Source organism: Desulforamulus aeronauticus DSM 10349, assembly GCF_900142375.1.
In the GTDB taxonomy this organism is placed as follows: Bacteria; Bacillota; Desulfotomaculia; order Desulfotomaculales; family Desulfotomaculaceae; genus Desulfotomaculum; species Desulfotomaculum aeronauticum.
This window is the reverse complement of the sequence record NZ_FRAR01000015.1, coordinates 108,042-131,957: the sequence shown is the minus strand read 5'-3', so window position 1 is coordinate 131,957 and position 23,916 is coordinate 108,042. Positions and strand designations below refer to the sequence as shown.

General features: G+C 35.2%; 20 protein-coding genes. All 20 read right to left on the bottom strand.

Features of this window, described 5'->3' with window-relative positions:
• On the bottom strand, positions 1 to 786 hold a 786-nt coding region (locus BUA78_RS10520; RefSeq protein WP_274377390.1), incomplete at its 3' end, for a reverse transcriptase domain-containing protein.
• A 389-nt stretch (positions 787 to 1,175) separates the two neighbouring features.
• Positions 1,176 to 1,328 (bottom strand): hypothetical protein, encoded by a 153-nt coding sequence (locus BUA78_RS20235; protein WP_175549005.1) that lies wholly within the window; start codon positions 1,326 to 1,328, stop codon positions 1,176 to 1,178.
• A 148-nt stretch (positions 1,329 to 1,476) separates the two neighbouring features.
• Entirely contained in the window at positions 1,477 to 2,586 is a 1,110-nt protein-coding gene (locus tag BUA78_RS10515) for a copper amine oxidase N-terminal domain-containing protein (RefSeq protein ID WP_072914159.1), read from the bottom strand.
• 188 nt (positions 2,587 to 2,774) lie between these two features.
• Entirely contained in the window at positions 2,775 to 4,829 is a 2,055-nt protein-coding gene (locus tag BUA78_RS10510) for a glycosyltransferase (protein WP_072914157.1), read from the bottom strand.
• A 97-nt stretch (positions 4,830 to 4,926) separates the two neighbouring features.
• Positions 4,927 to 6,054 carry a glycosyltransferase gene (locus BUA78_RS10505; RefSeq protein ID WP_072914154.1) on the bottom strand — a complete coding sequence of 376 codons (1,128 nt, stop codon included), beginning with the start codon at positions 6,052 to 6,054 and terminating at the stop codon, positions 4,927 to 4,929.
• Positions 6,055 to 6,776: 722 nt separating this feature from the next.
• Positions 6,777 to 8,732, bottom strand: coding sequence for a glycosyltransferase (locus tag BUA78_RS10500; protein ID WP_072914152.1), 1,956 nt, complete (start codon positions 8,730 to 8,732; stop codon positions 6,777 to 6,779).
• A 4-nt stretch (positions 8,733 to 8,736) separates the two neighbouring features.
• Positions 8,737 to 9,501, bottom strand: a complete 765-nt coding sequence (locus tag BUA78_RS10495) for a class I SAM-dependent methyltransferase (protein ID WP_072914150.1) — start codon at positions 9,499 to 9,501, stop codon at positions 8,737 to 8,739.
• Positions 9,494 to 10,657: an ATP-grasp domain-containing protein gene (locus BUA78_RS10490; protein ID WP_072914148.1), complete on the bottom strand. Its 1,164-nt coding sequence runs from the start codon at positions 10,655 to 10,657 to the stop codon at positions 9,494 to 9,496. The genes BUA78_RS10495 and BUA78_RS10490 overlap by 8 nt, the downstream gene beginning before the upstream one ends.
• A gap of 1 nt (position 10,658) precedes the next feature.
• Positions 10,659 to 11,774 (bottom strand): DegT/DnrJ/EryC1/StrS family aminotransferase, encoded by a 1,116-nt coding sequence (locus BUA78_RS10485; protein WP_072914145.1) that lies wholly within the window; start codon positions 11,772 to 11,774, stop codon positions 10,659 to 10,661.
• A gap of 26 nt (positions 11,775 to 11,800) precedes the next feature.
• Positions 11,801 to 13,117 carry an ABC transporter ATP-binding protein gene (locus BUA78_RS10480; protein ID WP_072914144.1) on the bottom strand — a complete coding sequence of 439 codons (1,317 nt, stop codon included), beginning with the start codon at positions 13,115 to 13,117 and terminating at the stop codon, positions 11,801 to 11,803.
• Between the two features lie 17 nt (positions 13,118 to 13,134).
• Positions 13,135 to 13,932, bottom strand: coding sequence for an ABC transporter permease (locus tag BUA78_RS10475; protein ID WP_072914141.1), 798 nt, complete (start codon positions 13,930 to 13,932; stop codon positions 13,135 to 13,137).
• Between the two features lie 207 nt (positions 13,933 to 14,139).
• Positions 14,140 to 14,316, bottom strand: a complete 177-nt coding sequence (locus BUA78_RS20230; protein WP_175549004.1) for a hypothetical protein — start codon at positions 14,314 to 14,316, stop codon at positions 14,140 to 14,142.
• 78 nt (positions 14,317 to 14,394) lie between these two features.
• Positions 14,395 to 15,405 (bottom strand): dTDP-glucose 4,6-dehydratase, encoded by a 1,011-nt coding sequence (gene rfbB / locus BUA78_RS10470; protein ID WP_072914138.1) that lies wholly within the window; start codon positions 15,403 to 15,405, stop codon positions 14,395 to 14,397.
• 83 nt (positions 15,406 to 15,488) lie between these two features.
• A complete protein-coding gene (gene rfbC, locus BUA78_RS10465; RefSeq protein ID WP_072914136.1) occupies positions 15,489 to 16,058 on the bottom strand; it encodes a dTDP-4-dehydrorhamnose 3,5-epimerase in 570 nt (189 codons plus the stop codon).
• Positions 16,059 to 16,067: 9 nt separating this feature from the next.
• Complete coding sequence (gene rfbA, locus BUA78_RS10460) at positions 16,068 to 16,937, bottom strand: glucose-1-phosphate thymidylyltransferase RfbA (RefSeq protein ID WP_072914133.1); 870 nt, start codon at positions 16,935 to 16,937, stop codon at positions 16,068 to 16,070.
• Entirely contained in the window at positions 16,934 to 17,791 is an 858-nt protein-coding gene (rfbD, locus tag BUA78_RS10455) for a dTDP-4-dehydrorhamnose reductase (protein WP_072914131.1), read from the bottom strand. Before rfbD ends, rfbA begins: the two co-directional genes overlap by 4 nt.
• A gap of 71 nt (positions 17,792 to 17,862) precedes the next feature.
• Positions 17,863 to 18,783, bottom strand: a complete 921-nt coding sequence (locus BUA78_RS10450) for a glycosyltransferase family 2 protein (RefSeq protein ID WP_238456791.1) — start codon at positions 18,781 to 18,783, stop codon at positions 17,863 to 17,865.
• Positions 18,755 to 19,825 (bottom strand): glycosyltransferase family 2 protein, encoded by a 1,071-nt coding sequence (locus BUA78_RS10445; RefSeq protein WP_072914125.1) that lies wholly within the window; start codon positions 19,823 to 19,825, stop codon positions 18,755 to 18,757. Before BUA78_RS10445 ends, BUA78_RS10450 begins: the two co-directional genes overlap by 29 nt.
• Positions 19,826 to 19,843: 18 nt before the next feature.
• On the bottom strand, positions 19,844 to 21,364 hold the full coding sequence (gene wbaP / locus BUA78_RS10440; RefSeq protein ID WP_072914123.1) for an undecaprenyl-phosphate galactose phosphotransferase WbaP: 1,521 nt from the start codon (positions 21,362 to 21,364) through the stop codon (positions 19,844 to 19,846).
• 113 nt (positions 21,365 to 21,477) lie between these two features.
• Positions 21,478 to 23,781, bottom strand: coding sequence for an O-antigen ligase family protein (locus BUA78_RS10435; protein WP_072914120.1), 2,304 nt, complete (start codon positions 23,779 to 23,781; stop codon positions 21,478 to 21,480).
• Positions 23,782 to 23,916: the final 135 nt, after the last annotated feature.

Sequence of the window (23,916 nt, the reverse complement as noted above, 5' to 3'; positions counted from 1 at the left end):
TTCTAGTCCTAGTTGTTCAAGTACCTCTTTTGCAACTTGGGCTGCTTTCTCTATTTCTTCTCGGGTTTTAGCAAACAGCAGAAAATCATCGGCGTATCTCACAAATCTTATCTTGTGTTCTTCTAACCTCCAGTCCATCTCGTTTAGGTAGAGGTTGGCCAGTAGCGGAGAGATTACTCCCCCCTGTGGTGTTCCTGTTTCAGTGCTGTGATATTTTCCCTCTTCCATGTAGCCTGCCTTAAGCCATTCCCATATCATATCTAGTACTGTTCCGTCAGCTATGTACTTTGTTAGTACCTTCATTAATTTCTTGTGGGGTATATTATCGAAAAAGCCTTTGATATCACAGTCATAGATATGGTTGTATCCGGTTTCTATATTCCAGAGGATAATCTGCATTACCCTTTTGGCTCCCATATTGGGGCGGTAGCCACAAGACCATTTGTGGAATATATGCTCCTCACATTTAGGACTTAGTACATTAACTATTGCCTGTTGAACAATTCTGTCCTCGATATTTGGTATTCCCAGCGGACGCAGCTTACCATTCTTTTTGGTAATGTATTTTCTTCGTACCGGGGAGGGTTTGTAGGTCTTTGTTCTCAGCCTCTGTAACAGGTCTGCCAGTTTAGCATCTTCTTCTTTCTTAAAGCTATTAATTGTCTCTCCATCGTTGCCTCCGGCACCACCATTTTCCTCAACTTCACGCCATGCTTCTTTTAGCTTTCGGTCAAATAGTATTTGCCCATAGATACTGTGCCATTTAAACTTGAGTTTATTATTCAACGTCTTATTCCTCACCTTTCTCGCGTACCTTCGGCTCGTTTTTACCAAGGTAACGTTGCCGTTTGCATTACCACGAATTCAAGTTGGAACCACAAAGGTCAACCCCCTTCCGTTCAGCACCAGTTTGGTCAGATGCTTACTTCCGTACTATGGGGTTGTCTGACTTCTCCACCCGTGTCAGCAACTTCGGTTTATCCTTATATGCTGTCACCCTATTTAGTAGGTAAGAGTGGAGATCTCACAGGGTCATCGCATTTTCCTTCTTGACATACCAAGCACCATCACCTGATAAGCTACTTACTGCCCGGCTGGCTCACTGGGCAGCAGTTACCATTAGGTAGGCTTCCCGTTTTCTTCGCACAGTCGCCAACTTACCCAGCCGTTGTACTTCACGCTTTCGCATTTCGGTCTGTCAAGCCGCCTATGGGCCTCTCGGCTTCCACGTCTCCTTCAAACAGCACCTCACGACGCTGCCCTAGACTAGGCTTCCTGGTTCGTGCCAGCACTCCCAGGGGAGGACTTTCACCTCCGTGAATTTTCATGTTTCAGGACTCTGGACCCGTTTTTACCGCAGTACCGCTGTCGCTGTCTCTAATACATGAATTGCCTCGGTCTTTTACCAAGGCTAATGCAACTGCCTGTCGCACAAAGAAATCCAGGGATTTCCCTGGATTTGTCAGATCAATTTAATTATGAAATATCTACTAATTGAATAGAAATGGTATGCTCTTGCTCGTTATAATCAACCTTTGCACCTATAGACTCGGATATAAATCTTAAGGGAACCAGTGTGCGACTGTTAATAATTTGAGCAGGCACCTGGAGATTTACAATTCTATCATCAATCTTGGCAGTTTTATCACCTATTTTTAAGTATATTTTTTTATCATCCTTTTTCGCAGTAATCATCCTTAATTCATCATTATAAGATACATCAACACCAAGCTTTTCCATAATGACTCTCAAAGGGATCAATGTTACGTCAGCTTCAATAATTGGCTCGGTATCAAAAGATACTGGTTCCCCATTAACATAAACCTTAAGTACGTTACTTACGTTTGGTTTACTAGGTTGGATATCCGTAATCTTACTGTTGAGTTGATTTACATCAATTAGAAGACTCTTATTCCCACTAGGCACCTGAAGGTATGCACCTGGTCCAGCAAATAATGAGCCAGGAGATAGAACAACAACCGGCTTCTTTTGCAAATTCCAAAGTCCTAGTGGTACCTCAGTTTCTACTATATATTGTTCCCCGTTTTGCCTGGCAATTAAAGCAGAAAAATCATCAAATACCTTTAAAATTGTTACTATCTCATTTTCATACTTCTCACTCTTCTGTTGTACAAGAATCTGATTTGAAGTAATTTTTGAACTTGTGACAGCAGAATCTCTTCCATCAATTTCTAAATCTATATCCCCTACAACATTGCTGTCGGCTTTTATTTGCAAGCCACTTAAGACAATAGAATCCGTAACACCATCCCGACAATTTTTCATGGTAATCTCTAATTTCCGATCGGATACCAATTTAACATTGGCATAGGTATAATTAACTACTGTATCAGGATTCCAAGATACACCTGCGGGAAGAGATATAGAAAAAATATCCCCATTTTTAAAATCATTATTTAATTCGCTATCCTCACTAATCCTAATCTCACCTATGGAGTAATACTGGCCATTATTTAGGATATTAACCACTCTAGAGATATTGTTTTTCGAGTATGCAAATGCAGAGGTCGTAAACAATAGGGAGAAAGTAAATAAGAAAAGCAGGATTCCAGTTATTCTTTTCAAATTCAACCACCCTTTCAAGATTACTATTAGGTTAATGTTATTCAATAACTGCTATTTGATTTCCTGCCTCGTCCGCAAGAATTAAAAGTGTCAAATTACTTGGTAGATAGAACGGAGCGTAAGCGTCAAATAACATGGTGGATAGAAAAAAAGCAAAAACTCATGTAAACCGAGTTTTTGCTCTTTTTCTATCCACCAACCCTAAATATAATCTTCATTATTTTTTTAAAGATGTTGCGCCTTTTAGTGTTAACTGGCAATACTTTATTAGCTATTGCAATAGGTCTTTTTATTATTTTTTTAACTATTTCCGGAATATCGTCCGTATGATGATTAGATTCTAATGTTGGCCGACACAGGGAATTAAACACGTGATAAACATATGGCGGCAACCTTTTACAATATGTCTCCAATATAATTTGTTGTTTAAGATATTCACTACCAAAACTAACGTTGCTTTCTGGTAAAACCCTATACCAAAATAAGGATGAAGGAAGAACGTCAAGTGTAAACCCACTTAAAACAAGATTACTCAAAAATTGCCAATCCTCTGTTACTACTCGACTTTTATAGAAACCACCAAGTTCTTGAAATACCTTTCGCTTTACTATAAAATTGGTATCGCCAAAACAGTTTGAAAATACTCCAAGTTCTAAACTAGGCCCTACTAGTGCATATGTTAGTCCACGAGAACTATTAGCTACCTTACCCTCGCCCCAGAATTGATCAAAATAACATGTAAGGCAATCACACCCTGACCGTTGCATGGCATCTACAAAAGAACTAACCATATTAGGCTTGGCAATGTTATCCGCATCCATGAAGAGCAAATAATCGCCGGTAGCGATACTGGCTGCATAATTCCTAGTAATTGATGGACCTTCATTAATCTTCGAATAAAACTTAAACTTATTATTTTGATATATAGCTTTTAATTCATGAAATCTTTCAATAGATTTAATATCTGTTGAGCCGTCATTTACAACTATAACTTCTAAAGAAGGATAGTCCAGTTTTTCTATAGATGATAATGCCATATCTAAAAATTTACCATGATTATAAAATGCAATGCATATTGAAACTAATGGTTTAGAACTACTAGTCTTACACAAATTTGTTGATTTAATATTATTAGATTCTAGCCAATTAGCTCTAGCAATATATCCATTATATTTATTGCTAACTGTTGAAAAATCTATATCTTCAATAGTTTGGATCTTTACTGCTAAGGAAGCTGGCGAATTATCAAATAATAGTTTCTCATCAAGGATCTCCTTATGTGCATCTGAAGCCATTGCTATTAAAGGGAGATTATTTGCTACTGCTGTTACAATTTCACCATCATTATTTGACGTAATTTGCGGAAATACTAATATTCCATTATTTCTCTTACATTCCAAAATAATATCCGTCGGTTCAAGATCATTAAGTATCTTATATTGCATACTGATAGAATTCATAGCATCGTGTATATATGTTTCGGCAGGAATATCCCCTACATTGCTCATTTCACCTATAAAAGTAATGTTTGTTATTTTGTTTAGACTTTCTTTTGATAACCTCCGCAAGGCATTACAAAAAAGATGCAATCCACCGGCCTTACTATATTCTCCACAAAAAATTAGGTGAGAAGTGTTAGGAATTCCTAAACTTTGTGATTCCGATATGCAGATATGAGGGATTACATACCGTTTCTCACATAGCCTCCAACGTCTGGAAATAGCCCAATCGTACATATAATCTGTTGGACTTGTTAGTACATCACCAAACTCGCAAGAATACCTTTCCATATACTGAACCAATAATTGTTCAAAACCACCGTAACCCCAACACTCTCCTGCTTCATTCCGAAATTGAGAAGCGCCATACATATCAACAACCAGAGTCGTCTCGGTAAATTCACCGCAAACCCGCTTTCCTTGTATACAATGAAATGCACTCCCCATAAAGTCAACAAAACGAATAATATCATAACTTTCACTAATCAATATTTCCCTAATTTTAAAAGAAACAAGAAACGGTATATTCTGAATAGTCAAATCTATATTTAACTCATTTGTAACAATTCTACGAATATCTATTCCGTTTTCAATGCAACGGTTTACTAATAAATTGACTCCACTTCCTTCAAAGCAAATGACAGTAACCTTAAAGCCAGAAGATTTCAGTAATTTTATTTTTGATAGTACATTTTTGGCTAGTACAGATTTAGCAAAAGGTATAACATAGCAAACTGAACTCATTTCAACTCTCCCTTGTTTTTTGCATGTAACGCCTAGTGTGTATGACCTCATTACATAATTCATTATTTTTTATATCTCTGTAGCCTTATTAACCATGCTAAATTCTAGCCATTTTCCTTAGTAACTTTTTTGTCAGTGAAATAAAACCTTCATTAACCCAGATATCTATCGCCTTTTTTGCCCTTTTCGCCCACTCAGGCTCATTTTTCATTATAGAAACTCCCAATTTCTTAGACAGCCATTCGTCAGAATACTTAAATGGATCGTCTATAGTCCATCTAAGCTTATTTTCTTCTCGATACTTAATCCTTGCTTCTTTAGAAATTGGATCGCCTGAGTAATAACAGGCATAACTCCATGGAATTTTCCCTAATGCCTGTTGTCCACAATCATCTAGAGCGGATGAGTAGTTCTCTATTAATTCTCTATAATAAACTTCATTTTTTTCTGACAGCCACCACTTACTAACCATGTCAATAGTACCACCATCGTATCCGGAAAAATGTGCAAATCTAAGTGGATCATTATTAATGAAATAAGCTCCATCCTTCTTGGTAATTTCAACATCCTTAACTGCCCATGTGCCAAAATCGTAGCCATAATGGTGAATCAGCTTCACATTAAAAAAGGTCGGAGCTAAATCTACCCACCGTTGGTCGGTAAATAATCCATTAGATAAATCATCATAGCAAAACAGATATAGCCTCTCTGCCCACCAGTCAATAAAATCAAGTGCTTCTCTGTCTCTGTTAACTGCTAAAAAACCAAGATTGTATACGCCATACTTTATTGAACTTATTTCCATATCAATATGACCTGGTTGCATCAAATGAGGACAAAGCACAATAGGGCTAGTATCTAGCATAGTACGCAGTTCCGATATATCACTAAAAACCACGCAATCTGGGTCAAGATATATAAATTTATTTTCATCAGGAAAACGTTCGTAAAGATGCTTCATCAGCATACCTTTGATACTTGTTGATGCCTCAACTATTGTATGTTTGAACATAAAACGATTAAAGTCTTCATTCAAGCCCAAATCGCATCCTCTAACCAAATAATCAATTTCCCCGGATGCCACAGCTTCATATGCCTCATTTGGTATCTCTCTTTCAGCAAAACATACTACAAAAGATGCATCACTTATGTGTTTTTTTATTGATCTTCCAAGCACTTTAGCCTTTGGTAAGTAATTAGCACAAATTGAAGTACATATTATCACGTTATTGTCTTCCTTTCGCTTCGCTTAAGGCAAAATGTGATGAAATATTTGCCTTTGAGCACTTTCTCAATCTTACAGCCAGGGATAACAGTTAACTACACATCACAGGGAGTTAAATAAACTGCTCCAACATTGGAGTGACCGCATATATCTAGAGTGCCTTTCCAATCACAAATAGGTGTGACTTCAAGCACGCGTGTAAATGTTACTTCAGTCAATACTGCTTATCTCTCTTTGAAAGGAATTTTCCGATGGCCTTCGTTTACCGAATCTGTTGTGGTATTGATGTCCGCAAAACCTTAGTCGTTGCTTTTTCCCGCTACTATCAATGGGGTTAGTACTTTCTAATATTCAGCTGATTAACAAACTTTTAGAAATCCTCTAGATAACAGTTTGATATAGAACCTCTCATTCACGGTTCTTTGAAAGATAAGCTCCCAATTGGAACTTGTCATCAACGGTTTTTATCACGCCTAAACAGTCAGCAAAACCTAAGATAATTAAGTGTCGCTATGAAAACGTAAGCTGATCTTGAAACAAATTATCCTTTCCGTACCCTACACTCAGTATACCGTGAAATCATAGCATAGACAGCAATTCCATTGGCTAAAACTCAAGGTTACTGTATTATAACGGTGTCTTGATTCATTACCTATATCTCTTTTAAGTCTTTTAAGTTATCATATTGCTATGCTTTTTAGCTTTTAGGTAATACTAGTCTGCTATTTCAGACTTCGCCTACCCATCAAGGATTTAATCTTTGTTATCATCTTCCACCATTTTGAGCTGTGTATTTCATCTAGTTCATCCTTGCATTTCTTTAACTCTATCAGAGTCTTCTCAAAAAGAGTTTGGAACTTATTTTTATCTGTCAATACATCTTCATACTGAGCTTGAAATTTATTTCTATCTGTCAATACATTCTCATACTCAAATTGGAGTTTATTCCTATCTGTCAATACATCTTCATACTGAGCTTGAAATTTATTTCTATCTGTCAATACATTCTCATACTCAAATTGGAGTTTATTCCTATCTGTCAATATATTCTCATACTGAGCTTGAAGTTTATTCCTATCTGTCAATATATTCTCATACTGAGCTTGAAGTTTATTCCTATCTGTCAATACATTCTCATACTGAGCTTGGAGTTTATTCCTATCTGTCAATACATTCTCATACTGAGCTTGAAGTTTATTCCTATTTGTCAAAGTATTATAAATCTCTTGCTGAGCATTTCCATATTTAGATTGTAAAGCTTCTTTTTCTGTACAGATTAATGCTATCTCCTTTGCCACTTTATAGTTATCCATAATGTAAAGTGACCCTGAGATGACAATATTACCTCCTTTAAAATCACCTTCTAAAATATATATAGGATCTGGAATTAAAAAGGTATCATAGCCATTAAAACTTCCACTAGAATTCAATGGGGTTGCAGTATATACTAATCCATCAAAATTAACATTTTCAATTTTGCAAATAGAAAATAACCCTTCACATGGATCAAACCGTAAGGATACTATCTTTTGCTTTATATCTTTGATCTTAAGATATTCAGTAATATTAAACTCAAATGAAAATTTGCCGTTTGATGGTAGATATGAGGTCTTTTTTATACATAATTCTTCAGAAAATCCATCACCAACATCAAAAAAAAGTGTTACATTTTGAAGTTGTTCTTGTGAGACAGCACTAAATATATCATATTCTCCAGTTTCTTTTACAAAATCAATAAATGTATAGTCATATAATTGTTTTATAATTTTTGAGTCTTCTGGATTATTTAGCAACTCAAAAAGTAATTCAAGAGCAAAAAATTGATAACATTTGGGTTTACGTTCATCTAAACATATTTTTGCTAAAGCATATTTCGTATGAAGTTTACCATTAATATTATATTCTTCTGCCTGAGGGAATACTTTTAGAAAATCATCCTGATTTTTTAACATTTTATACTCACTTAACAAAAAATAATACTCTGTGGCAGATCGTATACGAGTCTCAAATCGATCACCACTAGTATTTTTTTCATTTTCCCTCAATCGAAACTTTGTAAGTTTCTCTTGAATAATATAAATTTCATCTTTAAGGCATAACTTTACCCACATTAAGAAATCAGGTATTTGTGCTAATCCATAGCTAAGTAATCTATTTTCTTCATAAGCTTCTTTACGAATTAAAATACTTGGATGACAAAGGCAGTTTCCTTCATTAAAAAAATAATTTAACCATTCAAATCGATTTCGATTTTCCTTTTCAAAGAGTCCTTTATAAAAGCTACCATCTACTGGTTCAAAATCATTTCCATCTTCATCAATAAGTTGTGCGTGGGTAAAACATGCTACATACTCCGAATGGTTTTCCATAATTTTAACTTGTTTTTCTAACTTTGTGGGTTCCCATATATCATCTGAATGATGAACAGCAATAAATTTACCCCTCATTTGCGAAATTTTATCATAAAACAACTGTTTACGTAAGTTCTTTTCATGTCTAATCTTTATTATTCTCTCATCCTGGTAAGATTGAATAATGTCCCAAGATTTATCTGTAGAGAAATCATCACTAATAATTAATTCAAAATCTTTATATGTCTGATTTAATACACTTTCTATTGATTCACGTAAAAATTTTTCATGATTATATGAGGTTAAAAATACAGAAACTGTTGACACAATATCACTCATTTCTGGATTTTAATATAATAATTGGACGGTTAAGAAATTCTCCTAATTTATCATTTCTTTCAATATTTTCCATATTCACATTATTATATTGAATTTTTCCATTATCCTCTTCTGCAATTCCAACGTCTAAGAGTATCCATTTTTTACTTGTATTTTCTTTTATATAATTGAGCATTTCTCCTTTAGTTCCTTTTTTAAAAAGACAACATTTTCTATTTCCACACCAATTAAATCCCATCTGAAGTATTAATATATCTGTTATTTGTGCTAAATTATTTAATTGTTGTATCATGAATTGTTTCGCTTTTTCTAAAGATAAAGATTTATCACCATAATCATCGCCTAAATGGTGGAGTACATTTAAGAAAAAAACAACATCATATTTTTTGTCTTTATTCCCATATACATAATATTTATTATAGACATTAATTTTATTACCAAGCCCAAAGATTTTTGTTCCTAATTCTACGAATTTTGCATGCCATTTATTTCCGTCATAATAATCAACTTCTTTTGCTCCATTATTTATGGCTTCAAAAGTAAAATAACCACTATTTCCACCTATATCTAATATTCTTTTGTCTTTAATTTTAGTTTTAGATAAAATATAATCTAATCTTTCTTGTTCATAACGTGAATCAATTATTAAACTTTCATTATTAAATAGTTTTTGAAAATTTGACGCTAAAATTTGATAATTAGAATGTTTACTGCTTTTCATATACAAATCTATAAGCTGCTTTCTACTATTATCCATTTCGTTCGCCTTTTTTCATTAATGTTTCTTTTGTATAAAATAATTTTTTAGTATCATTTCGCCCATAAACATCTATTTTAATCCAAGAATTCATCTTCCTATATATCTCCTTTTTGTGGTTTCCATAATGAACAAGCATGTTACAGTTAAGTAAATCATTTAAAATACCTTCTCCCCAAAAATACCTAATCATTTTTTGGGGTTCCATCAAATTGGGCTCTTCTAATAAAAAACCATATTCTGATAACAATATTTCAAAAAAATTATAATTAGCATCAACAAATAATTGGGATGGCCCCCAAAAACGTGGATTGGCCTCAATCATATAATAGTTATTATTATGTAAGCGAACTTCTACCATCACAAGTCCGTGATACCCAAATAAAAGAAATAACTTTTCAAAATCACTTGAAATTTTCTTTTTGTGTATATTAGTGGTTACCGCAGCAATAATTGACCTTCCATTAGCCTGCTGCATATAATTTTCTTGTGATAATTTATAAATCTTACCTTTTCGTGTAAAGTAATATAATAAATAGTAACTTTTTCCGTCAATAAATTCTTGGTAATAAAAATCATTAGTGTCATAATTATTTACAAAGTTAACAAAAATTTCTTTTGTTTCAACTAGTATCGGTCTATGAATTTTTCCGTTAGATTGGGCAAAATAAGTTTTGGGTTTAGCTACAAAGGGCCTATCAAAAAAGTTACTTAGAGAAATTTCCTTTGGTATTCTAATTTTGTTTTGGGAACAAATAATCCCAAATTTTTTTTTGTCAGAAATATCCTCATATATTTCTTTTTCAGCAAGAGGTATAATACAGTTCATTTTTACAAAGTATTGTTTATTTTCCAATAAGAATCTATTTAATGCTTCTGTACTAGGGGCAATTAAACATGACTCTACTTTTAAATTTCTTTGTACTAATTTTATAATTTTAGTAAATTCATCTAACGATAACTCATATTTTTTTCTTATATAAATAACTTTTTCTTTGTACTCAGTTAGCAATATCGTATCATCACGTGATTTTGCTATAATTGCATAATTTTCTATTTTTTTATTTTTTAACGTTCGTAAAAAAGCAATAATTGCCCGTTGATTATATCCGGAAAATATAATGATAGCTTTTGATTTAATATCCTTGTCAAACAATTTAATACCTTCTTAAATTTTTTATAATATCTATTATTTTCTCTATTTCATTTACTTCACAATAAATAGGTAAGGTCATAATTCTTTCTGTTACATATCTAGCATTTTCAAGATCATAATTTTTATATTTCCCTTCAAAGCACTTATAATCAGAAGAAAGAGGATAGAAATATTTTCTTGCGAAAATATTATATTCTTTTAGAATTTCAAATAATTGATTCCTAGTCATACCAAATTTTTTTTCATCAATTAAAATGGGAAAATAGGCATAATTTTGTTTTACATCTTCTAATTCTTCCGTGAAATAAATGCCTTGTACATTTTTAAATCCATTACGATAAAGTTCAGTAATTTCTTTCCGTTTGCAAATTTGTTCATCCACATACTTTAAATTAACAATCCCCATTGCAGCCTGAAATTCATTCATTTTTGCGTTTAAGCCTACACCATCTACACTTTCTTGTCCAGTAATCCCAAAATTTTTATATAAATCAAATAAGCCCTTATACTGATTACATTGAAAAGTTAATGCCCCACCCTCAATAGTATTAAAAACCTTTGTTGCATGAAAGGAAAACATGGATACATCTCCATAATTTCCAATTCCCTTATTATTTAATTTTACACCAAAGGCATGGGCTGCATCATAAATAACTTTTAACTGATATTTTTGTGCTATCTGATTAATTTTATAAATATCACATGGATATCCATAAACATGGACAGCAACTATTGCTGATGTTTTTTCAGTAATTAAATTTTCAATTTTATTAACATCAATCGTAAAATCCTTAAGATTAATATCACAAAACACCGGAGTAAGGCCATTCATCACAATAGCATGAGTTGTTGATGCAAAAGTAAATGGCGTGGTAATAACCTCTCCTGTTAAATCTAAAGCTTTTATTGCTATATCAAGAGCTGAATGTCCGTTTACAAACAACGTAATATTATTTACACCTAAATAGTTTTCCAAATTTTTCTCTAGCTGCCTATGAAACTCTCCATTGTTTGTAAGCCAATGTGTATCCCATATATGTTTTAGATAATCTACATAATCTTCAAGCGGTGGTAAAAATGCTTTTGTAACATAAATTGGTTTCTCAAATTTTTCCATATAAAACTCCTTAAAAGAATAAAGGGTTATTCATTTACCGGATAAATTTTATATTCTACAGGTAAATAAACTTTATCCCAAATTCTCACTGGTTTCCTGCGATTAATTTTTATTGTTTGGGCATTTTCTATAAAGTCATAAAAAATAGCAGCATCACCTGTTTTATCCACAGGCTTTGACAGTACTATCGTAAAATTATAGTTTCCTTCCGTTAATGGAACTCTAGTAATGAAATCAACTATATATTTCTCATTAATTTTTCCTGAAAGCAACTTATTTGATTCAAGCCTTAACCCACTCCCTATAATTTCTAAATTCTTATCGTCACGAATATGATAAGCTACACCTACTTCTGTTTCTTCATAAAATTTCAAATAAAACCGCAATATAATTTGTTGATTGAAATCAGCTTCAAATATAGGTTTTTCATCCATGTTCAAAATTTCAAATGCAGTAGTCTTTACTTTTCCATTACCTTGTCTAAATAGTTCTACGCGTTTTTTAAAGGCATCATCTATCTTAAAATCTAGTTTATCATTTTTTTCAATATCTTTAAAACTCTCTAATGAAACATTCTTTTCGCTGTTTTGGTTTAACCCATTCATCTCGTCTCTGATTTCACGTAAATATATGTCTGCAATTTCCTCCGCATTTCCTTGAAGTTTTATAGAGCCATTTTGTAAATAAAGACATTTTTTGCAAAAGTTTTTTACAACTGACATATCATGAGTAACAAAAAGTATCGTAACACCAAGTTTCATCATATACCGCATCCGTGTTATACATTTTGCTTGAAATGCCGCGTCACCTACACTTAGTGCTTCATCTACAATTAAGATATCCGGTTCGATAAAAGCGTTTACCGCAAATGCCAAGCGTGCAAACATCCCGCTAGAATATAATTTTACTGGCTGGTTAATAAAATCACCTATATCAGCAAAAGCAATAATATCATTAAGCTTAGTGCCCATTTCTTCTTTGTTGTATCCTGTAATCATTCCATTCATATAAATATTTTCAATGCCAGTCATTTCTGGATTAAATCCTGCACCTAATTCTAACAAAGAAGCTATTCGCCCACTAACGGTAATCATACCAGTCGTTGGCGTAAGCACTCCGGTTATAATCTTCAATAATGTGGATTTGCCTGCACCATTTTTCCCAATAATTCCTACAGTTTCACCTTTTTTTATTTGAAAAGAAAGATTATTTAAAGCATAAAAATCTTTACTATACCGTTTACCAGATAAATTAATTGCTTCCTTTAAACGATCTACTGGCGAATTATAAATTTTATAAACTTTAGATAAGTGCGCTACTTCTATCGCTAAATCTTCTGCCATTTTATATTTCCCTTCACTTATAATACATCAGCAAAATGCGGACGAAGTTTCTTAAATAGAGATATCCCACTGAACATAATTATGATAGTTACAAACCAGAAGCCAATGTTAGTATAGCCAAGTTCCCAAAACCATTTATGATAAATAAAAGCATTACGATATCCTTCAACAATATAAAACATTGGGTTACATTTAATAATCCATTGATATTGTTCCGGAATAAGCTTCAGACTCCAGAATATGGGTGTTGCCCAAAAACCAAATTGTAAAATCATTGCAAGGATCTGTCCGACATCTTTTAAAAATATAATTAATGTAGACGTGATAAGTGACAATCCAAAAGTAAAACAGGTAAGGGCAAAAAGATAGTAAAATAATTGTATACTATACAGATTTGGCATATAACCATAAACTAAAAACATAAAAAAAAGTACAAAAATAAAAACGACATGTACAAATAATGCTGAAATAATTTGAACCATTGGCAAAAGACTAACTCGAAAAACCACCTTTTTAACGAGATAGCCATTATCCACAATAGAAGTAGTTGCACTATTCAACGCATCAGAAAAAAAGAACCACGGAAACATTCCACAAACAAGCCACAATATAAATGGAAAATTATCTACTGGCATAGATTTAAATCCAACTTGAAAAACAAACCAAAAAATTAATACTGTAATCGCCGGTTGAATAAATGCCCATAGTATACCTAAATAAGAACCTAAATATTTTGTTTTAAAATTTTTCTTAATCAGTTCCCATAACAGTCTACGATTATTAACAATATCTAACAATAGCTTACTATATCTCATATTAGTTATTATCCTTCTACTTATTAACTTCTTTTTAAATACCTACTAACAGTATCCTGTCATTTAGGCAACCTACTAAATTCTGCCTCATCCAAACTAATTTTACTCCTTCTAGAGTTAGATAGTCTAGTAACTCTAGATTTAGAATTGCTCTACTGCATTCTCGCCATCAAATTTAGTTTGGCCATATACATTTAAAGGTTCCGGCTAATTGATTATTCTCTGCCTTATCACCGCAGTACCAGCCAAACAATGAATTACAGCATCCTGATGATAAGTAATGAAAACGCCTTTGGTAACATCAAAGTCCGTGAGGTGAAGAGCGACTAAGCCAAAGCCCATAAATGAGCCTTGATAGTGCGCTCCCACCTCGCGCCAAGTCATCTGACAATTAGAACCCCAATTACGCCATGAAATCTTGATCATAGCTGCAGGTGTAGCAAGGGTTATTCAAAAAATCCTCTACCTATTATCATACATCCGTCGGTAATACTCCCTATATTCTCCCTTACGTATTTTGTCCATCCACTCTTTATTCTCCAGGTACCACTGAATTGTTTCTTTTATACCGTTCGTAAAGGAATAAGCTGGTTCCCAGCCAAGCTCCTTCTTTATCTTTGTTGCATCTATAGCATAGCGTCTATCGTGCCCGAGCCTGTCTTTTACATACTTAATTAGGGATTTCGGTTTATTAAGGCTTTCTAAAATTGTTCCTACAATTTCAATGTTTTTCTTTTCGTTGTTACCGCCGATATTATACACCTCGCCCGGTTTCCCAAGGTGAATTACAGCGTCTATGGCACAGCAGTGGTCTTTTACATGGAGCCAATCCCGTGTGTTAAGACCGTCCCCGTATACGGGTATTTCTTTATTCTCCTCTGCATTGGCAATAATTAAAGGTATTAACTTTTCGGGAAATTGGTAGGGACCATAGTTATTTGAGCACCTGGTGGTGTTTACTGGCAATTTAAAGGTTTCATGATAGGCCCTCACCAGCATATCTGCCCCGGTCTTACTGGCGGAATAGGGACTGTTGGGAGCAAGCAAAGTTTCTTCTGTAAAATAACCAGTCTCTCCTAGGCTACCATAAACCTCATCGGTTGAGATTTGTACAAACTTATCAATTTTATATTTTAGAGCTGCATCAAGAAGCACTTGTGTGCCCATCACATTGGTACGTATAAAAACTCCCGGGTCTTCTATGCTGCGATCAACATGGGATTCTGCGGCAAAGTTAATAATATAGTTAACTCCTTCGGATAGCAGTTGGTTAACCAAGGTAATATCGCAAATATCACCTTTGACAAAGGTATAGTTAGGACGGTTTTCTATATCTGCTAAATTTTCTAGGTTTCCGGCATAGGTTAGTAAATCAAGGTTTATTATTTTGTATTCAGGATATTTATCTAGCATATAGTTAATAAAGTTGCTGCCGATGAAACCAGCTCCACCGGTTACTAGTAGTTTTTTCATTATGGTCACCTCAATTAGTAGTTCTTACCGTTCACAACAGTGGGACGATGTAGGCATCGTCTCCTACGGTTTGTCGTAAAAGGTCATTCATCGTATTTAAAATCCCGTAGGGTATTTTTTAAGGTTTTCCACTTCTTATCTTTTTCCGAAAGAATGACCTCTTTCACTTTTTCTAAAGGCCATGCTATACCTATCTCAGGATCATTCCACAATATCCCGCCTTCATCCTCCGGGTGATAGTAGTCCGTACACTTATAGACAAATTCAGCTTCCTCTGAGATCACCAGGAAACCATGAGCAAAGCCCTCCGGTATATAGAATTGTCTCTTATTTTTTTCAGAAAGAATAACCCCACACCATTTCCCATAGGTTCTCGAGATTTTTCTTAAATCAATGGCTACATCGAATACTTCCCCCTTGATTACTCTAACTAGTTTGCCCTGGGGGTATTTGTATTGAAAATGCAACCCACGGAGGACACCTTTTTTAGATTTAGACTGATTGTCCTGCACAAAATTCATAGCAAGACCTGCCTCACGAAATTCTTCAGCATGGTAGGTCTCCATAAAATAGCCTCTGTTATCACCAAAGACTGTTGGCTCAATGATATAAAGTCCTTCTATCTCTGTCTTAAGAAAGTTAAATTTACTCATTATTCACTTCTAAACCCCTTCTGCAATATCAATAAGATATTTGCCATAATCGGTTTTAGCAAGAGGTCCTGCTAAACTTAAAAGTTGTTCTTTCGATATATACCCTAATCTAAAAGCAATTTCCTCCAGGCAAGATATGTAGAGTCCCTGTCTTTTCTGTACCGCCTCAACAAAGTTGCTGGCCTCCAGAAGTCCGTTGTTGGTTCCTGTATCCAGCCAGGCCATGCCTCTGCCAAAAAGCTCAACCTTTAGTTTTTTGTTGTTAAGATATTCGTTATTTACGGCTGTAATCTCTATTTCTCCTCTGGCTGAGGGATTTATTGATTTAGCGATATTTATTACGCTATTGTCATAGAAATAAAGCCCTGGCACAGCGTAGTTGGATTTTGGCTTTTGTGGTTTTTCTTCTATAGAAAGAACATTACCTTGTTCATCAAAATCAACTACCCCGAATTCCCGAGGGTTTTTAACATAATAGCCAAAGATCACTGCCCCTTCTTGCAAAGTAGCTGCTCTTCTTAAAATCTCTGAAAATCTTTGGCCGTAAAAGATATTGTCTCCTAAAACAAGGGAAACATTATCATTGCTAATAAATTTTTCACCTATAATAAAAGCTTCGGCCAATCCCCTAGGCGCTTCCTGAACGGCATAGGAAAAAGAGATGCCCAGTTGACTTCCGTCACCCAGAAGTTCTTCGTATTGCGGTAGATCTCGGGGAGTTGAAATAATTAGTATTTCTTTGATGCCAGCCAACATCAATACAGATAATGGATAGTAAATCATCGGTTTATCGTAAATGGGAAGTAACTGCTTAGATACTGCTTTGGTAATGGGATAGAGTCTTGTTCCCGATCCCCCTGCTAACACAATTCCTTTCATGGCTGTACCTCTTTCTTAAGGTAGTTCTCAATATATTCTTTAACTGCTTCTTGGTAAGGGCGTAATGGTGTAAATCCCTCTAATTGCCAAAGCCTGTTATTAAGTACCGAATATTTGGGTCTAGGTGCCGGCCGATTAAATTCTTCTGTGCTAATTGGTCGAACAGTTACATTATACCCGGACAGTGTAAAAATGTCTTTGGTATATTCATACCAGTTGGTATAGCCACTGTTGGTAATGTGGTATATCCCATACCTCGTCTCTTCGATAAGATCGGCAATGGCTTGGGCCAAATCTCGGGTATAAGTTGGGCTACCAAATTGGTCGTTAACAACGGCCAGGCTGTCCCTTGTCTTGCCTATTTGCAGCATGGTTTTAATGAAATTATTGCCATGCTCGCCAAATAACCAAGAGGTTCTGATAATGTAAAATTTATTGAGCAGAGCCATAATATAATCCTCTGCAAGGGATTTTGATTTACCGTAGATGCTAAGGGGGTTTTTAGTATCGTCTTCCAGATAATTTGTGCCCTTAGTACCGTCAAAAACATAGTCGGTGCTTATCTGTACTAGGGGTATATTTTGCTCATTGCTGATAACGGCAAGATTTCTAGGACCAAGGGCATTAACTTTGTAGGCTAATTCTATTTCTTCTTCGCATTTATCCACTTGGGTATAAGCCGCACAGTTTATGATTAAGTCCGGTTTTGCTTGGCTAATGTAATCCCTGCAGCTTTTTAAGTCAGTAATATCTAGGTTGTTTCTGCTGGATAATAGTAGAGTGTGCTTTGTTTTTAGTGTTTCTGCAAGGTCTTTTCCCAACATGCCGTGGGCTCCGACAATTAGTATGTTCATATTTCCCTCCAAAAAACAGCCTATTTCCTTGTTGTTTGTGCTAAAGCTAATGGCATTGAGGAGCACGCCCCCTACAGAATGTTGCTAACTCTGCTCCAATAACCCCTGTGTAATCCCAAGTATTTTTTAAAAGCCTTTGGGAGCAGACGATGGTTTTCTCCTAATTTAAAACCTGCATACTTACAGAAAGCCTCCAAAAAAACAGTTGGAACAGACGGCAAGTCGCTTTCTGTATATACATATTTTAACTGTTTAGATAAAAAGTCGAGTCCTTTGGTTTCCGCTTTTCCTAGCTGTTTAATGAAAGGTGCGTTATTCAGCGACGCCCCAATATCAAAGTAACGTTTAAATAATTGCCAACAGCTATAGTTATGAGAATGAAGTACCATCGCTTCTGCCGTATAAGCTACTTTATAGCCAGCCATTATGACTCGGGCTGCAAACAACATATCTTCATTGGATACAATCGATTGTGGAAATCCACCGAGCTTTTCAAATTCTGTTCGCTGGTAAGCGGCACAAACGTTGCTATTTTGAAAAGTTCCAATGCCCAGAGCTGGAATATCTTCTTTTGATTTTACCTTACTGCTAGCAGGGTAGTTATATTGCCGGAGAAATTTGTCTGTTGTTTTTGTCCCTGTCTTCGGCAACTGCCTAGCATAGGACACAATGATACCCTGTTCCGCCAAGGGTTCTATTAATTTACCAATAGTTTCTTTATTAGCCGGAACAGCATCTTGAGTCATAAATACTATTATATCTCCTGTGGCCTTCGTTGCAGCTAGGTTTCTGGTTCCACCGTGATCAAAATTATCTCTAGAAACGTTTAGTATCTTTGCGCCATAGCTTTTGGCCACTTGGAGTGTCTTATCCACTGATTCCGAATCTATAATAATAATCTCTTGTACTTTTGTAGTCTGTAATGTTAGCTGTTCAAGAAGTTTAGGAAGTTCTTTAGCTCCATTAAGAGTTGGTATTATTACCGATATCACTAGCTTTATTAGAGCCACCCCCGCTTTGGGAAAAATTTTTTAGCTCGTTATTTTTCTCTTTCCATATTTTCTTTAGATAATTTACTGATAGAAAGGGGGTTAAAAGTTGATATATTTGCTTGTTACTAACCTTTTTTCCCCTTTGAATTTTCCTTCTTTTGTCTAATATTTTAAATATGTTTTTAACCACATAAATTTTTGCTTTTAAAACATCGATCATTTTTCGATGTATAATTCCCAAGTATATTAACGAGGCAATATCACTTGCTATTTTTTCAAAAATCGTACCGCATAAAAGTAATCCTGGCATGTTCTTTAACCAAACAATATCCGAGTTTTTAACAGAATGGTATACTGCCAAGGATGTTTTATATCCTATTGATGCACTAACCCTATGCTCAACTACTGCAGCGGAAATATAGCTACACTTCCATCCAGCAAGTTGAGCCCTAAAGCTCAGGTCGGTATCTTCATGTAGCAGAAAAAAATCCGGGTCAAAAAATCCTATTTCATCAAGCATTTTTCGCCGGTACAATGCCGCTCCACCACAAGCAGCAAATATTTCTCTGGTTTCTTGATGATTACTTGCTAACTCATTATGTCCTAACTTATAACCCTTTCCTGCTCTTGTGCATCCATCTCCTGCTGTATCGACTAGTTGGGTTCCCCACTTTAACATTAACGAAGCACATATACCACAATAAGCATCTATATCCATGGCTGATACCAAGTTTTCTAACCATTTTTTTTCTGCCCGTGTATCGGGGTTTAACAATGCAATGTACTTACCCTTTGAATTCTCAAAACCAAGCTGAACCCCACCTGTGAAGCCTAAGTTTATATGGGACTTGATCAACTTAACAAAAGGAAAATACGTCTCAATTATCTCCGTGGTTTTATCCTGCGAGTTGTTATCTACTATAAGTATCTCCAGACTGGAGTAGCTTTGCTCTTTAACTGAAAGTAGACAATCAGCAATAAATTCTTCCGCATTATAGGTAACTATTATTAAGCTTACATCTGGATCCTTTTGTTCTATCATTTTTACACACCTTTTAGTCTAATAGGCTCCCTCACGTTTTAAAACTACCTTAAATGTTTTTAATAGAAGAACAATATCCAGCCACATCGACCAATTTCTAACATACCAGGTATCTAATTTCAACCTACCTTCAAACTCTATTTCATTGCGCCCGCTTACCTGCCAGAGTCCGGTAATCCCCGGTTTTGCTACATGAATATCGTGAGCCCAGGTTGCCATTTGTTTTCTCTCCCTAGGCAGGTATGGCCGAGGGCCTACCAGACTCATATCCCCGATAATGACATTGAGCAGTTGTGGTAGTTCATCAATGCTAAATCTTCTTAAGATCGAACCCACCCTAGTAACTCGGGGGTCATGTTCCCTTAACTTGTTATAGGTTTCCCACTCTTCCTTGGCTAGCTCATTAGATGATAGATACCTTTTTAATAGTCTATCCCCATTGAGAAACATGGTTCTGAATTTATAACAAACAAAAGTAGTACCATCTTGTCCTAATCTCTCTTGCGCAAAAAAAGCTGGTCCATTGGAATCAAATCTTATTGCCATCGCCATAAGTAACAAAAAGGGAGTACATAGTAGCAATAGCAGGAGACCCACTACTAAATCAAACGCGCGCTTAACACTTCTATTTAAAGTTGATTTTAACTGGTTCCTTACGTTAAGTAACAGTGCCTGTTCATCAAAGAAATACTCCACTTCAATCCCATTCATAGACAGACCAAATAGATCTGGAACTAACATAACATTACTTACCATTGGTTGAAGCCTGTTTGTAAGTTCAACCAGCTGTTTTGCAGGCATACCGGGAGCCGCTACAATGACTTCACTTACTTTATAGCTGGAGATAATTCTCTCTGCCTCTTCAAAGGCACCCAGAACCGGTATTACACGGCCATTCAAAGGATGAGTGATTTGACTAAGCTTTTTATTATCATCCAAAAAACCAACAATTTCATATCCCATTGTTTGTTCACGGGCTAATGCCTTTAAAATTAACTCGCCAGTTGCTCCTGCACCGAAGATAAATACTGATTTGTTCCAGATATTTAGTTTTATTAGCAATAATTTACCGTAGTATCTGAAAGATGGAATAAATACAATCGAAAAAAACCAGGTAATCATAATTAGGGTACGTGATATTTCCCCAGTCATTTTGGCCAGATATAACAATGATATTGAGAATATCAGTGCTAAGCTACAGGCTTTAAGCGTTTTTTCTACCTCTTTCCAAAAGGGTATCCTTTTTTGGTATAGGTCTTCGTAGGCCATGCAAGAGATTAACACTAATGGTAGCCACCAGATATTTTGAATGGTATCTGCTAATAGTTCAGGCTTGAAATAGCCAGGAAATAGTTCTGGTAAAGCGTAGATTCTAATAACGTAGGCCATCAGTAAGCTAATACCAATTGCCAGGCCATCTAGTACAATAAGCAGCGGAATGGCCAGTATACTTCTGGTTGACGCCATTGCGTTTGACATGTCAGGCTGGTATTGCAATGGTACAGTTTCTGAATGCTTTACTGCTGGTCCACCAAACATACTTACCCTCCTTGATAAATCTTTAGTTTATCACGCCTTCAATCTTAAGCAATGTTTCGAATTTTTTTTCTAATTGACTAGTGCATTATTGTCCTAGAACTAATCTTTATGCTTTAAATTAACTTTGCCATTTCTTCAAATTGTTTTTTAATATTAGAGTTATTCTTCTGTTCCGAGTTTAATAATGCTTCGGCTTTCTCTACATCACCTTGTTTTTGGGCAACTAATGCTTGCCAGAGAACTGCCGTTTTTTGTACTTCCTGGTTCTTGGCGGCTTGATCTATCATAACTATTGCCTGGTCGAGGTTTCCATGTATTAAATAAGCAATACCCATGTTCAGCCTTATTTTATCTGATATCACCAGTGGCTGGGCACCTATCGACATCCAAAGCTTCTTCTTATCCGAATCTAATTTACTAAGTGTTTCATCTATAATAGATGGGATTGAAAGTATTTCATTTGAATAATGTAATGCCTCATTACGATTTCCGGTTCTTAAGTCATTAATAGATGCGGAGATAACAATATCTGAATATCTCTCATAATACGGTAACTTTAATGGTGTTAACTCTATTGCTTTTTGTGCTACAGCAACAGCTTTTGTTGATTGTTTGGTATATAAATATATATTAGCAAGCTCTAGATATCTGTCTGGATTATATTTTGCCATACTAACTGCTAATTCAGCATTTTTTACTGATTCCTCTTTATTTTGATATCCAGCGTATAACTGAGCTGCCAAACCATAGTTCTCTGATCTTAGTGGGTTCATTGTAATGGCACTTTTCGTTAATCGTATAGCTTCTTTGCCATCTCCTGTATTAATTGCCTCAACTGCTGCTGATGTTAAATTCTCAGAAGATATTAGCATTAGACCTCCGGCAAATATTACTAATGATGCGATTATTGAAACTGCCAAGGTGCTGCCGGAATAAATATTGCCTGTATTTAACTTATTGTCTTCACCAGCATCAGAATATCGGTCTAGACTGACTAGGCAAGCCATTAATGTTAACATAGTCATCGTCAAAGCAGCTAAAGACAAATCAAAGTCAAAAACTGCGTGTGAAATTATTGCTAAGACAGAGCCTATTAGGGTAGCTGTAAGGGCCTGAAGTTCAGCATTTTTCCTAAAGGTTCTATAAGCTTTATAGGCTTTTACTAAGAATAACCCCCAGATCGATATAACTAAAGTTAATCCTAATAGGCCTGTTTCAATAGCTAATTGTAGAAAATAACTGTGTGTCTGTCTTACTGTGTAACCATAACTCTGAAAAACGCTATAGGCTTCAGGCCAACCACCACCGCCCCAACCAGTAAAGGGTCTTTCTTTAATCATCCTTAGTCCGTCTTCATACATAGTTAGACGTTCCATGGCACCAAGCATGTGAAGCTTCTCTAAGAGTAGTCGAAATACCCCCATATAACTCATAACTATTGAAATCGCAACCCCAGCGATTAAAGCTAAAATTAACAGATGCTTTAAGGAAACTAGAATTTGCTTATCCCTCTTTATGCACTTCATTACTGCCCATTGAGCAAAAGTTACAACTATTACGCCAAGTCCAATATATAGCCAAGCCTTAAAGCTATTTTGTGCTGCAATATTTGCAAGAAATAGTTTGCTGCCTACCAATCCTATCAATGATAATAGCAGAGAGATAATTATCAAATCTAATCGTTTTTCTGCTGGCGAGAGAAACCACAGTAATGCTATAAAAATTGCATAAACCATGTATCCTCCGTGGGATTGGGTAGAGAAAAGAACTAGCAACAAAATAAAATTACCCAGAGTGACAAGTATCTGGTTAACCTGCTTCTCCTGAATTTGTCTTAGATAAAAACCAATAAGTATTATTGCAGTTAAAAAGGATGCTAAGGTGTTTTTGTATTGAAAGGTAGAGGCTATGGTACCACCGTCGCTAGTAATAAAACCGCTCTTAATATCTAACCAACCCGACGCTGTGAAGAGGCCGACCAGGGACACAAAAATCGCTGCAAAGAACAATACCGTAAAGATTTTTTGTATATGTATCGGTGTACGAATTAGTCGAACCGCCGACCAAAACATAAGAAAATATAATAGGTTTTCCACTACTTCGTCTATGGATAAGGCATAATTAGCGGCTGTAAATGTCGCTATTAGATAAACGATTGGCAGCCCTAAAATCAGGTAATCTAACTGATGGGAAAAGAAACGATGTGTTTTCAGTTGAAAACTAATGATTGAGGTAAATAAGAATATTATTGTCGCATATAACAGCGCAATTCTTTGATCTTCGGGAAAAAAGAGCCCACTAAAAAAAGGAGATATAAACAAAAGAAAACAGAATCCCCCAAATGCTATTTGTTGAAAAAAACTCTCTGTCTCTAAGTTAATCCTGTCCCGTAACGGCAGTGCCTTTGCATTTTCCATAACGATTCTCCTTGATACCGTTCTTTAACCTTTTATTATTATACATTTTTTATTCTACAATTAATTACAATATCCCTTTTATTATTCTTAGTTTCTTGTGCTTGCAAAAATCGACAATATATCCATTTTTAATAT

What these genes read in the sequence shown, in the direction of transcription:
- BUA78_RS10480 (WP_072914144.1), bottom strand. Translation starts at nt 13,117, where the DNA reads ATGGCAGAAGATTTAGCGATAGAAGTAGCGCACTTATCTAAAGTTTAT.
- rfbD (WP_072914131.1), bottom strand. Translation starts at nt 17,791, where the DNA reads ATGAACATACTAATTGTCGGAGCCCACGGCATGTTGGGAAAAGACCTT.
- BUA78_RS10495 (WP_072914150.1), bottom strand. Translation starts at nt 9,501, where the DNA reads ATGGATAATAGTAGAAAGCAGCTTATAGATTTGTATATGAAAAGCAGT.
- wbaP (WP_072914123.1), bottom strand. Translation starts at nt 21,364, where the DNA reads ATGTTTGGTGGACCAGCAGTAAAGCATTCAGAAACTGTACCATTGCAA.
- BUA78_RS10435 (WP_072914120.1), bottom strand. Translation starts at nt 23,781, where the DNA reads ATGGAAAATGCAAAGGCACTGCCGTTACGGGACAGGATTAACTTAGAG.
- rfbA (WP_072914133.1), bottom strand. Translation starts at nt 16,937, where the DNA reads ATGAAAGGAATTGTGTTAGCAGGGGGATCGGGAACAAGACTCTATCCC.
- BUA78_RS10445 (WP_072914125.1), bottom strand. Translation starts at nt 19,825, where the DNA reads ATGATAGAACAAAAGGATCCAGATGTAAGCTTAATAATAGTTACCTAT.
- BUA78_RS10510 (WP_072914157.1), bottom strand. Translation starts at nt 4,829, where the DNA reads ATGAGTTCAGTTTGCTATGTTATACCTTTTGCTAAATCTGTACTAGCC.
- BUA78_RS10485 (WP_072914145.1), bottom strand. Translation starts at nt 11,774, where the DNA reads ATGGAAAAATTTGAGAAACCAATTTATGTTACAAAAGCATTTTTACCA.
- BUA78_RS20230 (WP_175549004.1), bottom strand. Translation starts at nt 14,316, where the DNA reads ATGACTTGGCGCGAGGTGGGAGCGCACTATCAAGGCTCATTTATGGGC.
- rfbB (WP_072914138.1), bottom strand. Translation starts at nt 15,405, where the DNA reads ATGAAAAAACTACTAGTAACCGGTGGAGCTGGTTTCATCGGCAGCAAC.
- BUA78_RS10475 (WP_072914141.1), bottom strand. Translation starts at nt 13,932, where the DNA reads ATGAGATATAGTAAGCTATTGTTAGATATTGTTAATAATCGTAGACTG.
- BUA78_RS20235 (WP_175549005.1), bottom strand. Translation starts at nt 1,328, where the DNA reads ATGAAAATTCACGGAGGTGAAAGTCCTCCCCTGGGAGTGCTGGCACGA.
- rfbC (WP_072914136.1), bottom strand. Translation starts at nt 16,058, where the DNA reads ATGAGTAAATTTAACTTTCTTAAGACAGAGATAGAAGGACTTTATATC.